A 15776-nucleotide genomic window follows, 5' to 3' on the forward strand; every position below is an offset into this window, starting at 1 on the left:
TATGGAAAATTGTAGAGTATTCAGTTTCACCAATAAAGAAAATTATACTAAAGCCTATGTAATACTTAACTATATGGATGACCATTATGTACAAGTAAAAGGAAAAGCCAAACAAATATTATTTAATGCAATTGGCAAACCAGATAATCAAAATAATATTTCTTTTGAAGAAGAGGCAAATGGAAGAGTTTTCAAAGATGATACGAAAGCACAAGATTTTATTGATTACAAGAGACAATCTGATTATGATGAAGGCATCGATTCATATAATTTAGGCAATCTTATGATTAATGTTATTGATAATACAGTATATTTCCCCGAAATAGAATAGTATAAATACAAATTATAAAGATTAAATTATTTACAATTTTAAGGAGATGATAACAAAATGGCTAAATCTACTACAAACAAAAAATTAAAGGATGTGAGTATTGAGTTAAAAAAAACAGGTCCATCAAAAAAATTACCCAAAGAACCTATTATACTAAAATTAAATAATTCAGAGGATATAAAAAACTCATTAGAAACTATTTGTAAATTAATTTTAACCAATCAAATCTCTTCTAAGTCAGCTAATGTATTAGTTAAATGTTGCAGAGCTGCAATAGATTCAATCTCTTTATTAGAGAATGAAAAAATAATTCAAACATTAAAAGTTGAGATTGAAGAACTAAAAGAATCAATAAAAAATAATAAGTGGTGATAAAATATGACAACAAACGTTTACTCACTTCAAAATCAATTAGAAAAAATAAAAAGAAATCAAAACTCAAATATCATGGAAACTATACAGTATTTATTTATCAGATGTACGTTTATAAATAATAGATTAATCTATTACATAAATGACAGTGTATTCAACATAATAAAAGAAAATGAACTTTATAAGTGTATGATTATTATTCCAGTTTCATTAAAAAAAATTCCTAACGTTAATTTTAAAACGTTTTCTAATATGATTAAGATAACATCAATTCATGAAAATCACTTCATTGTACAATGTCAAGATAATACTCAAATAAAAATAAGGACCTACTTTTATATTAAGTAAGTCTTTATTCATTATTACAAATTAATTAACAAACATTTTTTATCAGAAATTATGTGAAGCTAATTTGCAGAAATAAGCTAGGTATATTTTAACCCAAGTTTGATTTATATATTTTTATTAATATAAATATAACTATAATCTACAATTTTGTTAAACCATTCATTACATTCACAATATCTTTAAATTCTAGATCATCTACATTATTGGTAAGTTCAACTGGCCTTTTATTTTCTAATCTTTTTATAATTACTTTACTATTAATGCCATCTTTGGTATATCTATAGCAATACTTCTTGTTTTTATATTCGAGTATTTCTGCTATGAATTGCTTTTTTATACCTTTTCTATTTATATGAACATATCCTTGTCTTTTAATTGTACACGTTGTCCCATTATAATCACATTCAAAATCTGGTTTATTAAAACATAAGCTCAATTCAAGTACTCCTATTACTATTTAATATCATAAATTTAAATCAAATAAAAGCTTAACTAAATTTTCTGTTTATATATTAGTAAATTAATTAATCCACCTTATTGTAGAATTATGTAAATTTCTTCTAGTTATTTATACAATAGAACAATATTACTAGAGTTCTTTAAAATTAATTTATTTTAAAACTCTATATTCATTTTTATTAAACATATCAGAACAAACATAAAGACACATATTCCCCTTGCGATGTCTAATATCAATAAGAATACTTCCATGTGATAAATAAAAATTATCCCGAGGTGAAGTATGAATTAACTTTAATATTCCATCATCAACTAATGAATCTAATGCCATTTTATATACATAATTTTCTCTAAAATCATATATGATATTTTCTAACTCCTTCTTAGTAACGCTATATATTGACTTAACTTTCTGAGTATATTCTTTTTGTTTTATATCTTCTGAGAAGTATATCTCTTTACCCTGAATTTTCCAAATTATTGTTTCCTTTTTAGTATTTATTTCTTCTTGGTTATAATTCTTAATTTCACTTAAAATAATATCTTTAATTACGCCACTAAAATCTCCTTCAACATACCTTTCACCATATTTATCAGTAAATTCCATTTCTTTTATTTCAAAATTCATTTTTATCCCCTCCATAGTAAATAATTTATGTGAAGTTATATTAATATTATTTAATTAATTCTATTTATGCAACTCTCTATATATTGAAAATACACTAATAATTCAATCTACATTCTACTTTTTAAGATACTATTCTATAATATGATTTACTCTCTTAATAACTCATTAATATATGTTATTATTTAAACAAAACTAAAAATAAAGCTTTCCTTTATATTAATTAAATTTATTTTTTACTCTGACTAATTGGTATAAATGTGGTAAAATATATAATATTAAATATATACAAGTATGATTTACCAATAGTTAACACATTTGTTGCACCCAATCAGTATGGTAAAGCACTTGTTCTGAGAAAGTAGTTTTCCCAGCATCAACATGAGCCAAAATGCCTATTGTCTTTTTCATTATATTTTCCCCTTGCTGCTTATAATTATAAATTATTGTCTATTTCAAAATATATTAAGCATGTAAAATAATTATATCACAATGCCTTAGTTAATTAGCTTACTTTTATAAAAAAGGCGTTGCATAATATTTAAATTATTATACAACACCTTCTAAACAAATTGATTTATTATGTTTAATTATTCAAATTCGTAATAATTATATTTCTTATATTATCAGCTAAATTAGCTTCTTCTTCTTTTGATAAATTTTTGGTTTCTACTGCTTTTCCAAAAACAACTTTTATCTTTGTAGGTACAAAGGTTCTTGTATCTTCAAAAGCTCTAGATGCTCTATCTATACTTACTGGCACTATTGGAGCTTTTGATTTAGTTGCAAGTCTTAAGCTTCCTTTTTTAAAAGGCCCAACTTTTCCTTCTTTGTTTCTTGTTCCTTCTGGAAAAATTACCATTGAATACCCTTCATTAATATTTTTTATAGCTTTATTTATAGATTCAATAGCAGCTCGTGGATTTTCTCTGTCAATAGGAACACATTTGCTATTTCTAAGCCAGTAACCTATTATAGGAGTTTTTAATATTTCCTTTTTAGATATAAACCCTAATGCTCTATCTGTTTTATAAAGTAGTATAGGTATATCCAATATACTTGAATGATTCCCTATAAAAACACAAGCCTCTTTAGGTATATTCTCTAAGCCTGTTACTTCTAAATCTATACCTATAATATCCATTGTAAACTTACTCCATAAATATCCTACTTTTTTTAGATATTCTATAGCTGCTGGCTCACCTTTAGTTTTTTTTATATACCCAAACTTAAATCCCTTAAGTCTAACCCACAGCATATAGAAGCCATAGCATATTTTTTTGAAAAACATATTTTTTATTCTCCTCTTTTCTGTTTCCATAATTAATTCATAATTTATGGTTGTAATTTTTTTATCAAACTTTAACTAAAATATTTTAAAAATCACTTAAAATATAATTTTCTATACTAATAAGTCTAATTCTTAAAACATTATACTATTTTTCTGTTAAATATGCTAATAATAATTTTATATTGTTATTAATATCATCTTATTTCTTACTATTATTTAATTCCAAAATTCTAATTTCTTTCAACAATATTTTATATTCATAATCTAACTTTTCTTTAATCAATTCATTTTTTTCTATTGATATAAGTGAAATTATTTCAGATAGCCTATTTCTTAACACCATTAACTTTTCTTTAATATTTTTTTCATTATTATTACTTTGAGGTTTATTCTTCTCCTTAATATAATTCTTATAACTTCCTTCATACTCTTTTAAAATTTTATCTTTAATTTCAATTATGAAATCACAGATATTTTCAATGAATTTTCTATCATGGGAAACTAAAATAACTGTTTTTTCAGTATTTATTAATGCCCTTTCCAAGGCTTCCATTGCCTCGATATCTAAATAATTAGTTGGTTCATCTAATACTAATACGTTATTATCACTAAGTAAAACCTTACTAAGTGCAACTTTAACTTTTTCGCCACCACTCAATGAACTAACTTTTTTAAAAACATCGTCACCCTTAAACCCAAAATTATCAAGGTTAATTCTTATAAAACCTTGATTAAAAGAGCTAGTTTTTGATACATTCTCAAGAATGCTTTTACCTTCTTCTAAAATATTTTGGTCTTGATCAAAATAACCTATAAGTGCACTATTAGCTACTCTTATACATTCATTATTTCTTGTTAATATTTCTTTTAATAATGTTGATTTTCCACAGCCATTTTCACCTATAATTGCAGCTTTTATTCCTTTTCGAATTCTAAATGAAGCTTCTTTTATTAAAAGTTCATTATTAACATATAAATTTAGCTTACTGATTTCAATTATATTATTTGAAATTATTTCTGCACTTTTTTGAATGTTAACTTTAGTTTCATTTATATTTTTTGGTTTTTCTTTAACTTCTAAATGATCAATTCGACTTTTCATGGCTTTTATATTTTTATCAAGTTTTCTTTTTTGCTTTTGTCCGCCCATTTTATGCAATCTAGCTTCAGAGTTTCCCATTCTCTTAGGAGTTGTTCTCATCTTATTTCTCATATCTTGTTTATCTATAATAGCTTCTTCTAATTGTTTTTTTTCTGTTACATATTTGTTATACTCAATTTCTTCCCTTTTTCTTTCTTCTTGTTTTAATTCTATATACTTTGAATAATTACCTTGATAAACCTTTAATTTACCTTCATCAATTTCTACAATAGTATTACATAATGAATCTAGAAATTCTCTATCATGAGATACTAGGATTAAAGCTCCATTATAACTTAATAGCATTTTTTCAAGGACACTAATACTTGCACTATCTAAGTTTGAAGTTGGTTCATCGGCAATTATTAGTTTATTATCCTCACTTAAAGCTTTTGAAATCTTTAATTTTATTTTTTCTCCACCTGACAAAAATTCATCATATTTCACTGGTGCCTTAAGTATTTTCATTACCTTATTTTCTTCACATTCACCATAATAGTTTTCCATTTGGCTTATATATGAATAACTATCTGTTAAAGAAATCTCTCCTTCTTCTGGAATAATAATTCCCATTAACACTTTAAGCATAGTAGTTTTACCAGCACCATTTCTGCCAACTATCCCAATTCTATCTTTTTCAAAGACTTCGAAAGTATCAATATCTAAGATTAATCTATCCCCATAATATTTTTTTAATTTATTAAATTTTGCTAACAAAAAAATCCCTCCTATTTTGTATAGGAGAGAAGTTATATCTATGTTTAATGTATTATAAAATGTTTTCTTAACTTTCTTATTTGAAAGTGTCAATTACAAATAAGAATTACTAAAGAATTTATAACAGTAATTGATTCATATACAACATTTTATAATAATTTTAGACTTCACTAATACAGCTAAAAATTTTCATATTTTTAGCTCACGCATGATAATCTCCAAATTATAGATTATAATCTACTCTCCTTGAATTAAAATACAACAACAAAACCTATTGACTTAGGTTTATAGGTAAATTTAACTAATTGTAAAACAATTATTAAATTTCTATCATTTTGTCATACTTAAAAATCTGATTGTAAATTACATTCTCATTGTTGAAATTACCTTGCCCTTTCTCTAATATATTAACAATATATCACTTTTTACAAATAATGTCCATATTAAATAATATCATTATAAATATTGAACTATGCTGCAAAATTAGCTTTTTCGTATATTGTCTTTTTTGAAATTTTACCAATAAATATTTGTAATTTTTTAAATACATATGCCAAACAAATTGTTATAAATAAGTAAGCAATAAAAGCTCTAATCGTAACTCCAAGTCCTATTATTTCACGATATTTCCCCCCAATAACACCTTCAAGTAAATATATCTCAAAAGAAATATATCCAAGGAATCCTAGTATTTTTGATTTATAGTCTAACATTGATATCAATGTGATAACCCACAACGTAACACATATTCCTGCAATAGAAATTTCTGTATAATTTGAAAATTCTATTGTATAAGGTGATATAATTAATAAAACAATAATTGCAGTATTATTTATAATTATTCTCGAGTTTTTATTAAATATTATTGGCTTTAGATAACTTATTAATACTCCTATTGGAAAAGTAAAATAATTATATTCCCAATTTGAATTTAAATTAATTGTATTGTGCTGCAGTAAAAAAGCAACCAAAAGCAATATCGCCACTTTTAAGCCTTTATGTACAGGTAATAAGAATATAATAAAGAATACTACATACCAAAATAACATAAAAGTGATATACCACATAGTTGGATCCAAATATGGTTCATAGAGTAAAACACCTAACAATGTTGTAATAACATTTTTTATTGAGGTTGTTTGATGAAAAGCAATAAAATCAACTATAAACCATAAAGCAGAAACAGCTGCATATGGCAGGATTACCTTAATCACCCGCCTTTTAATAAAAGAAATTGATAAACCCTTTTTAAAGAATGATTCAGTTAAACCATAACCTGATAATGTCAGAAAGATTGCTACCCCCCAAGCACCTGCAGTAGTCATTCTATTAGGTATAATATCACTAATTTGAAACCACATTCTCGAATGACCTAAGAGTACAAGTAATATTGCTATTCCTTTTATTTGGTTAGTATCTTCTCTTAAAATTCCAATATTTTGTTCCAAAATTTATCCTTCTTTCTTGTCACTCTTCTTCGAAGTTTAACGTAACTTTATACCTGTCAAAACCAATTATACTATTATTAAATATTACTTTCGCATTATCTACATATTCTTCTGGTTCAGTCATAGCAGTTCCAAAATGAGTTAACAATAAGTTTTTAACTTTCCCATTTTCAGCTAAAGTTGCAGCTTCTGTAAAGGTCATATGTTTATTTTTTATTGCTTTAGGTAAATCTTCATCATCACCATAAGTTCCTTCACATATAAAAAAATCACTTTCCTTAATAAAATCCCTTATGCTATCAATAGGTCTAGTATCAGTTGTTATGCTAATTTTTATTCCTTTTCGTTCCTCACCAAGTACCATTTCATCAGTATAATCTATCCCTTCAAAATTAATTTTTTTTTCATTTTTTTGAAGTCTGCCCCACAAATTTTTAGGCACGTTATTTTGGGTTGCCTTTTCCACATCAAATTTCCTTTGACGTTTGAAATCAAAGCTATACCCAATACATGGTGCTGAATGTTCCAATTCTATAGTAGAAATTATTGTATTCCAATCAGCAAACTCAGTAGCAATATTTATAGGTTTCCTAGGATTTTCTATAATATTAATTTCATACGGAAGCCAATTTGCAATTACTCTTAACTTATTAATTGTATCTTCAATTCCTTCAGGTCCTATTATTGTTATAGGTTCTGTTCTACCACTATTTCCAATAGTTCCAAGAAGACCAGGTAACCCTACTATATGATCACCATGAATATGAGTGATACAAATAACATCTATACTCTTAAAACCAGTATTAGATATTCTCATAGATACTTGAGTCCCCTCTCCACAATCTATAAGAATTTTTCGTCCTTTGTAACTTAACAATGTAGCTGATAAAAATCTATTAGGCATAGGCATTCCTCCACCACAGCCTAATAAAAGCAAATCTACCATTTACCTAACCTTCTTTCTTATATGTTAAGATATTAATCTGCAAATTCTATAATATTATCTCCTAATTTAGCTATTCTAGCCAAGGAATATAAATCATATCCTTTGTCTTTTAGTATTTTGTAGCCAGGTTGAAAAGATTTCTCGATAACTATTCCTATACCAGCCACTTCTGCACCTGCATCTTCAACTAACCTTATAGCACCAAGTGCAGCTTCACCATTTGCTAAAAAATCATCTATTATTAATATTCTATCAGCTTCATTAATATATTTTTTAGCTAAGGTCAATTCATAATCATGTCCTTTTGTAAATGAATGAACTGTAGTTTGATAAAAATCGTTGCTTAATATTTTTGAAGTTTGCTTTTTTAATATTACCATTGGAATATTCATTTGCATTGCAGTCATTACAGATGGCGCTATTCCAGAACTTTCAATAGTAAATATCTTCGTAACACCATGATTTTCAAAATACTTTTTAAAATATGTACCCATTTCAAACATTAAATCAGGGTCTACCTGATGATTTAAAAACGAATCAACCTTTAATACATTTCCTGATAAAGCCTTACCTTCTTCTAAAATTTTTTTATGTAAACTTTCCATCTTCTTCACCTCATATGTTTTTCTTTAGAATAATTTTCTAATACTCTAATTATACATAAAAAATAGAACTTGTCACATTTTTTATACATGCCAAGTTCCATTATGAATTATAACTTATTAATTATACTAGCATTATAGGCTGCACCGAATCCATTATCAATATTAACTACTGTAACACCACTTGCACAACTATTTAACATCGATAAAAGCGCTGCCACACCTCCAAAATTAGCTCCATAGCCTACACTTGTAGGCACTGCTATTACTGGTTTATCAACAAGGCCGCCTATAACACTGGCTAAAGCGCCTTCCATTCCTGCTATCACTATAACAACTTTTGCTCCTCTAATTTCATCAAGTCTTGAAAAAAGCCTATGTATGCCTGCAACTCCAACATCTATTATCTTTTCAACCCTGTTTCCTAGTATTCTTGCAGTTTCATAGGCTTCTTCTACAACTGGTAAGTCAGAAGTTCCAGCAGCAACAATTGCTATATAACTTTCTGTAGTTTTTTGCTCTTTTTTCTTAATTACTATTGTTCTCCCAAGTTTGTTGTACTCTGCTTCCTCACATATTTCTTTTACAGCAGCATACATTTCTTCCGTAGCTCTAGTCCCTAAAATATTATTATTTTTTGTAAGCATAAATGTAATAATATCTTTAACCTGCTCCACTGTTTTCCCTTCACAATATATTACTTCTGGGTAACCAACTCTTAATTCACGATGGTTATCAATTTTAGCAAAACCTAAATCTTTGAAAGGTAAATCTTCTAATTGCTCAAGAGCTTGTACTACATCTATTTTATTATCTTTAACCTGTTCTAGCAAAACTTTTATTTCGTCTTTATTCACTAGCTCTATCCTCCCTAATTCTTAAATTTGTCCCTCTGAAATTTTTGCTATAGTTTCATTAAAACTTCCTACTCTATATCCTTGAAGATCTAAAGATACATATTTAAATCCACATTCTTTTATTTTTTCAGCAATAGTATCTAAAAGCTCTTCATTAAATAATTTGCTTCTATCATCCTTGCTAACTTCAATTCTTGCCAAATCCCCATGGCATCTTACTCTTACAGCTCTAAAACCTATACTCATCATGTACTTTTCAGCATTTTCAATTTTTTCAAAATCTTCTTCTTTTAACTCATTTCCGTATGGAATTCTTGTTAAAAGACATGCATATGGTGGTTTATCCCAAGTATTAAGGCCTAATTCCTTTGAAAATGCTCTTATTTCTGCTTTAGTTACTTTGCATTCTAAAAGAGGACTCCTTACATCTAACTCTTTAAGTGCTTTAAGACCTGGTCTATAATCGCTGATATCATCAAAGTTTGTACCATCAATCACACAATCATATCCTTGAGTTTTTGCTACATCTAATATCATATTAAACACTGCTGTTTTACAAAGGTAACATCTGTCTTCTGGATTAAACTTAATTGAATCAATAATTGGCGCTTTTATAATTTCATGCTTTACTCCTAATTCTTTAACTAGTTCTTCTGCTTCAGCTATTTCCCATTTAGGAATATACGGTGACATTATTGTCACAGCTTTTAAATTCTCTCCTAAAGCTTCCTTACCAACTTTAAGTAAAAAAGTACTATCAACTCCACCAGAAAAGGCTAAAACAACTTTTCCTAATCCTTTTAGATAATTAATTAATTCATTATATTTTTCATTATTAATCATTTAAACTTCAACCTCCAATTAATTTATATTTTTCTTATAAACTGCTTTATATATTTTATCTATAGATATATTTTGTTCCTTTGCTATTCTTCTGCATTCTTCATATTCTGGTTTATATTTTACTAAATTTCCATTATAATAAGATTTTTTTATTGTAATATCTCCATATTCAGTTTCGACCTTTGAAAATTCTCTATTTAACATTATTTTTTCTACCTTATATTTTCTTACTCCAATTGATGTAGTTTCTTCAAATATAATATCTAAAATATCTTTTTCAATTTTCTCATTGATTAAAACACTTAATTTTATTCCTGGTCTTCCTTTTTTCATAAAAATTGATGATTTATATACATCTAATGCACCTGCATCAAAAAGCTTTTCTTCAACATAACCATAAAGTTCTGGATTCATGTCATCTATATTAGTTTCTAATATGTATTGTTCTTCTATTTGTTCTAAGCTTTCAGTTTCTCCTAAATATACTCTTAAAACATTAGGAATTTCTAAATCTTTATGTCCTATACCATATGCAACCTTATTAATTGAAAAATTCATTTTAGAGGTAAATTCCTTTACATTTGCTGCTATTATAGCTGCACCTGTAGGAGTAGTTGTTTCAAATTGAACTATTCCAGTATTTATAGGAATATTCTTTAATATTTCTGTTGTTGCTGGTGCAGGCACTGGCATAAGACCATGGGCACATTTAACAAACCCACCTCCAACTTGTATTGGCGAAGCAATAATTTTATCAACCTTTAAATAATCTATACAAATAGCTGCACCTACTATATCTACAATTGAATCAATTGCTCCAACTTCATGAAAATGTACTTCATATATCTCTTTTCCATGAACCTTTGCTTCAGCCTCAGCAACCTTTATAAACATATCCAAACTAAGTTTTTTTACTTTATCACTTAAGTAACTTGAATTTATTATATCTTCTATGTCTTTTAAATTTCTGTGGTGATGTTCATGATTATGCGAATGTTCACTATGACTATCATTGTGATGGTGATTGCTCTCATCATGCTCATGAGTGTGTTCGTGCTCGTGAGTATGATTATGTTCATGAATATGTCCGGGCTCATATGTGTGGCTGTGTTCATTCGTATTAAAATGATCATGTACATGAGTGTGCTCATGTTTATTATTAGATAAAGCTTCTTCTGGCATTTGAGTATTATTATTCAATAAAACATCAACCCTTGTCCCTGTTATTCCTAACTTTGCAGACTTTTCTATATTAATTTTAAATTCTGAATTCAAATTAAGTTTTGTTAGTTCTTCCAATAAGTATTCTTTAGGTACCCCTAAATCAATTAAAGCTGCTAAATTCATATCTCCACTTATTCCACAAAAACAATCATAATATAAAATTTTCATTGCTATCACTCCACTTCATAATTTTTTCAATTATCGATGTTCAATTTTCAATTAAATGCGAATACACTTCAGTATTAATTTAATTTAAATAATCAATTTCCCAATTAAAAATTAACCTTATAAATATAATATATATGTATTATTGAGATATTATAATCGTAATACTAAACTAGAAATACTATTCATTTTTCTGGAGCAGGCATGTGAAATTGAGCTGATGATGGTTCTTAATTGGAGCTTGTTCCATTTTTAGCTTGTCCAGATTTTACATCTGGAACACGCTAAAATGGTGATAAGCTCCAATTTAGAACCTTCCAGCGAAAATTTCACTAGTCATGCAGAAGACAAATGTATTGGATTTCGGTAAGTTACCACATAATTTTAATTCTCGCGTTTGATATCTATAGGCCTTATATAATATTATATTCACGTAAAAATTCACGATCTTTTAAAACAGATTCATATTTATCATCTCTTATTATTTTATGATCTTCTGAAAATACGATAACTCTATTAAAAATACCATCTATATATTCAAAATCATGAGTTGCACAAATTATTGTTTTCCCACTTTTATTAAGTGCTGTTAATAATTCCTTTAAGAATCGTTTTCCTTTTGGATCTATACCATTCATTGGTTCATCTAAAGTAATTACTTCTGGATTTAAAGCTAATGTACTTGCAATTGCAACTCTCTTTTTTTCTCCACCACTTAAGTTGTAAGGATGTTCATCTTTCAATTTTTCAATATTCAGTAGCTTAAGACTATCGCTTACTCTTAGATTTATTTCAGCTTCTGGTAATTGCATTTGCATTAATCCAAAAGCCACTTCTTCAAAGACAGTAGAACAAAATAATTGAGCATCAGAATTTTGAAAAACAAAACCTACTCTCTTATGAAATAATTTTAAAAACTTATTATTTCTTAGTTTTTGTTCATTTATTTCTTCCTTATCAAAAATATAGTTTCCTTTACTTGCAAAAAGAATTCCATTTAATAATTTTAAAAAGGTTGATTTTCCACTTCCATTTGGACCTATAACAGCTATAGCTTCTCCTTCTTTTATTTCAATATTCACATTATCAAGTGCTACCTTGTTTTTGTATGTGAATGAAATATTCTCAAGTTTTATCATTATATTTCTCCTTGTATTTTTTGTAGGCTACTCAAAAATAGATAAACAAACAAATCATAAATATATTAATAATAAGATATATATAATCTACTTTTTTTAATTTCAAATTTACCTTTGTTGTATATTCTCCTATAAAGCCTCTGCATTCCATGGCATGAAACATTTCTTCACTCATTTTATAAGACTTAAAAAATAAGCTTCCAATAATTCCAGTAAGAGAATTGTATTTATTAGAAGTTATTCCAATTGCTCTAAGTCTTAATGCATACAACAAGTTAATTGAAAATTCGCCTAAAAGTACAATATATTTTAAGGTTATATCCATAATCCATATGAAAATATCAGGTATAAATATTAATTTTAGAGCTTTGCTCATTTCACTCCATTTAGTATTATGAGCTAATAAATTCATAAGTAATATTGATAAAATTAATTTTTGAAAAATCAACATACTATTATATATGTTTCCATAAAACATAGACGGAATCAAAGCAATTAAAGTAATTATTGGAAATAATAAACTTCTTAAAAATATTCTTTTCCTTGCCATCTTTTCCATTAGAAATAAATTGCCTAAAACATATATATCCATTATTAATAAAAATGTACCGCTTCTTGAAATTGATATACAAATTATAACTAAAAAAGTACATACGATTTTTAATGCAGAATTTATTGAGTATATTAATTTATCTTGACTTTTATTCTGCCTAATTATTGATATTGTCCTGATTAAAGAAAAAATACTTTTTTCTATATATAAGTTTTTTTCTTCTTTTGGAATATAATTATCTTTTTCTGAAAGCCATTCTGGAATCATCTATTCTCCTTAATATTTGTTTTAAAATATATTTTCGCTAATACTCTAAAAATTAGTAAAATTAATATTACTCCACTTAGTGCTGACAATATATAACTTAAATGTTCATTCAAAAATTTGAAGTTATAATCTGAAATTGGAGAATTAAATTGAAATCCATTTTCCATTCCTTTTGGTACAAATCCCAAAAGCTTGTAAATTTCATCCGTACCCCATTCTCCCCATGCAGTTCCAGTAGCTATAAGCCCTAAAGGGGTAGCTAAAATGAGAATTCCTATAATAATATATAGATAATTTATCTTTTTTGTTGTGCCTTCATATATTACCTCAGGTGATGCCTTTTTTACATAGCTATATGCTCCAACTGTAATTATTCCTTCTAAAATTCCAACTACTAATAAATGAGGAATCATCATAGCAGGAATTGAAATTGCTAAGCCATATGGGCTATATAAAGGCAATCCTGCAGAATCCCTAAAAAGTAATGGCTGAATCCCAAATTCAATTGCAGCAAATAAAGCTGCTAAATTTACAGATAAGTATCCAGCTAAAAACGCTCCGATATATTCTCCCTTTTCATTCTTAAATAAACTTTTTATAAGCCTGAAAATATAAAATGCTGTAAATGGCATTATAAAGGCCATATTAAAGCAATTTACGCCTATTGCTAAAATACCTCCATCTCCAAAGAATAACGCTTGAATTACAAGGGCTATGGTAACTGCAAAAACAGCAGAATATGGTCCAAGTAAAATAGCTGCAAGTGCCCCTCCAATAGCATGTCCTGTAGTTCCTCCTGGAAGGGGTACGTTAAACATCATTATTAAGAAAGAAAAGGCGGCTGCAACTCCAAGAAGTGGCATTTTCTTTCTTGTTATTTCGGCTTTTACCTTATGGCTTGCTCTTTTCCAAACAGGCAACATAACTACTCCCAAGGTTGCACAAGTTGTAGGACTTAAATAATTATCTGGTATATGCATTTCTTAAACTCACCATCTTTCATAAAGTTAAATATTCTATAAAAAGGTTTTATAATCTTCATAGTTCCTTTTCAAAAGGTTAGGAGTATCGAGTCCATAAGGACAATGTGCTTTACAATTTCCACACTCTATACATTCTTCAATTTTTTTCATCTTAGCTTGACCTTTTTCTGAAAGATGGTCTTTAGCTGGGGATCTACGAAGAAGTAAGGACATTCTTGCACAATTGTTAATTTCTATTCCTACTGGACATGGCATACAATATCCACAGCCGCGACAAAATTCACCGACAAGTTCATTTCTCTCTTTTTCAATATATTCTTTGATTTCTGCTGTCATTACAGGTGGATTTTCTATATATGATATAAATTCATCAAGCTCATTTTCTCTTTGAATTCCCCAAATAGGTAAAGTATTAGAAAATTGAGAAAGATATGCATAAGCTACATCACTTCTTGTTATAAGGCCTCCAGCCAATGCTTTCATGCAAATATATCCAATGTTCTTTTCTTTACATAAGTTTACTAAATCTTCTTCTTTTTTATCCGCCAAATAACTAAATGGAAATTGTAGAGTATCATAAAGACCAGAATCAACAGCCTCCATAGCAACAGCAAGCCTGTGATTTGTTATACCTATAAAACGAATTTTCCCTTGTTCTTTTGCTTCAAGCATTGCTTCATAAAGCCCTGTCCCATCATTTGGTTTAGGGCAAAAACTTGGATTATGAAATTGATATATATCTATATAATCTGTTTTAAGCAAAGTTAGGCTTTTCTCCAAATCACTCCAAAAACCTTCGACAGTTATTGAAGGAGTTTTGGTTGCAATAAAAATTTTTTCTCTTACGTCACTTAAAGCTAGACCTATTTTGTATTCGCTATCACTATAGCTTCTTGCAGTATCAAAAAAATTAATACCGCTATCATAAGCCTTTCTTAATAACTTAATTGCTTCCTCATCAGAAACACGTTGAACTGGAAGAGCTCCAAACCCATTTCTATTCACTGTAATTTTTGTTCTTCCCAATGTAACATTTACCATATTGTCATCACCTTTCTCGTTGTTACCTAAATATATAAATAATATTTATTTTCCTTATTTACTATTATAGTACTTGAAGTTAACTCTAAGTCAATAGATAATACCAAAAATCGTCCTAAAATGAAAAACTAACTTCTTGATTGCAATAGTAAATTCGTGATTACTAAAAATGATATAAAATAAAAATACCCTGTATTATACAGGGCATTTATGTAAAAATGGGTAATAGGGTATTGAATTTATTTATGTGGTAACTAATAATATTCTAAGGGGTGAATATTATTGTATTTTCCACTCACTATATTATACGCAAATAAATTAAATTTTCTGACCTAAAAATAGAAATTTAAGTGGAATTTAATAGAATTTTAAGACCAATTTAATATTATAATTTCCAGAAACAAACAATACTTAAATTCATGTT

At 27.5% G+C, this 15776-nt stretch carries 17 protein-coding genes; 2 read left to right on the top strand and 15 right to left on the bottom strand.

Translation table 11 applies throughout. The features are described from left to right. Position 1 precedes the first annotated feature (1 nt). On the top strand, positions 2-331 hold the full coding sequence (locus L3B98_RS15350) for a hypothetical protein (RefSeq protein ID WP_238917372.1): 330 nt from the start codon (positions 2-4) through the stop codon (positions 329-331). A gap of 57 nt (positions 332-388) precedes the next feature. Beyond that, positions 389-703: a hypothetical protein gene (locus L3B98_RS15355; protein ID WP_238917373.1), complete on the top strand. Its 315-nt coding sequence runs from the start codon at positions 389-391 to the stop codon at positions 701-703. Positions 704-1190: 487 nt separating this feature from the next. Here the strand turns inward: L3B98_RS15355 and L3B98_RS15360 are convergent, their stop codons facing one another. From L3B98_RS15360 to L3B98_RS15430, 15 genes are all read right to left on the bottom strand, one after another. Beyond that, positions 1191-1487, bottom strand: a complete 297-nt coding sequence (locus L3B98_RS15360) for a hypothetical protein (protein WP_238917374.1) — start codon at positions 1485-1487, stop codon at positions 1191-1193. 174 nt (positions 1488-1661) lie between these two features. Beyond that, positions 1662-2138, bottom strand: a complete 477-nt coding sequence (locus tag L3B98_RS15365) for a hypothetical protein (RefSeq protein ID WP_238917375.1) — start codon at positions 2136-2138, stop codon at positions 1662-1664. A 306-nt stretch (positions 2139-2444) separates the two neighbouring features. Beyond that, positions 2445-2546 (bottom strand): GTP-binding protein, encoded by a 102-nt coding sequence (locus L3B98_RS15370; RefSeq protein WP_238917376.1) that lies wholly within the window; start codon positions 2544-2546, stop codon positions 2445-2447. A gap of 175 nt (positions 2547-2721) precedes the next feature. Further along, a complete protein-coding gene (locus L3B98_RS15375; protein ID WP_238917377.1) occupies positions 2722-3426 on the bottom strand; it encodes a lysophospholipid acyltransferase family protein in 705 nt (234 codons plus the stop codon). A 199-nt stretch (positions 3427-3625) separates the two neighbouring features. Further along, positions 3626-5284: an ABC-F type ribosomal protection protein CplR gene (gene cplR / locus L3B98_RS15380; protein ID WP_238917378.1), complete on the bottom strand. Its 1659-nt coding sequence runs from the start codon at positions 5282-5284 to the stop codon at positions 3626-3628. Between the two features lie 470 nt (positions 5285-5754). Further along, positions 5755-6732: an acyltransferase family protein gene (locus L3B98_RS15385; protein WP_238917379.1), complete on the bottom strand. Its 978-nt coding sequence runs from the start codon at positions 6730-6732 to the stop codon at positions 5755-5757. A 19-nt stretch (positions 6733-6751) separates the two neighbouring features. Beyond that, positions 6752-7678: a ribonuclease Z gene (locus L3B98_RS15390; RefSeq protein ID WP_238917380.1), complete on the bottom strand. Its 927-nt coding sequence runs from the start codon at positions 7676-7678 to the stop codon at positions 6752-6754. Between the two features lie 32 nt (positions 7679-7710). Then, positions 7711-8283 (bottom strand): xanthine phosphoribosyltransferase, encoded by a 573-nt coding sequence (locus tag L3B98_RS15395; protein ID WP_015393112.1) that lies wholly within the window; start codon positions 8281-8283, stop codon positions 7711-7713. 107 nt (positions 8284-8390) lie between these two features. Continuing rightward, positions 8391-9137, bottom strand: a complete 747-nt coding sequence (larB, locus tag L3B98_RS15400; RefSeq protein WP_238917381.1) for a nickel pincer cofactor biosynthesis protein LarB — start codon at positions 9135-9137, stop codon at positions 8391-8393. A gap of 21 nt (positions 9138-9158) precedes the next feature. Next, the gene (gene larE, locus L3B98_RS15405; RefSeq protein WP_077363215.1) at positions 9159-9980 is read right to left on the bottom strand and encodes an ATP-dependent sacrificial sulfur transferase LarE; all 822 of its coding nucleotides are present in this window, start codon (positions 9978-9980) and stop codon (positions 9159-9161) included. A gap of 18 nt (positions 9981-9998) precedes the next feature. After that, a complete protein-coding gene (gene larC, locus L3B98_RS15410; protein ID WP_238917382.1) occupies positions 9999-11372 on the bottom strand; it encodes a nickel pincer cofactor biosynthesis protein LarC in 1374 nt (457 codons plus the stop codon). Between the two features lie 410 nt (positions 11373-11782). Next, positions 11783-12508 carry an ABC transporter ATP-binding protein gene (locus L3B98_RS15415; protein WP_238917383.1) on the bottom strand — a complete coding sequence of 242 codons (726 nt, stop codon included), beginning with the start codon at positions 12506-12508 and terminating at the stop codon, positions 11783-11785. Positions 12509-12539: 31 nt separating this feature from the next. Then, on the bottom strand, positions 12540-13328 hold the full coding sequence (locus L3B98_RS15420) for an energy-coupling factor transporter transmembrane component T (protein WP_238917384.1): 789 nt from the start codon (positions 13326-13328) through the stop codon (positions 12540-12542). Beyond that, positions 13325-14308, bottom strand: a complete 984-nt coding sequence (gene cbiM / locus L3B98_RS15425) for a cobalt transporter CbiM (RefSeq protein ID WP_238917385.1) — start codon at positions 14306-14308, stop codon at positions 13325-13327. Before cbiM ends, L3B98_RS15420 begins: the two co-directional genes overlap by 4 nt. A 36-nt stretch (positions 14309-14344) precedes the next feature. Beyond that, positions 14345-15352 (bottom strand): aldo/keto reductase, encoded by a 1008-nt coding sequence (locus L3B98_RS15430; protein ID WP_238917386.1) that lies wholly within the window; start codon positions 15350-15352, stop codon positions 14345-14347. Between the last annotated feature and the right edge of the window lie 424 nt (positions 15353-15776).

It is taken from the genome of Clostridium sp. YIM B02555, assembly GCF_022320955.1.
GTDB lineage: Bacteria > Bacillota > Clostridia > Clostridiales > Clostridiaceae > Clostridium > Clostridium saccharoperbutylacetonicum.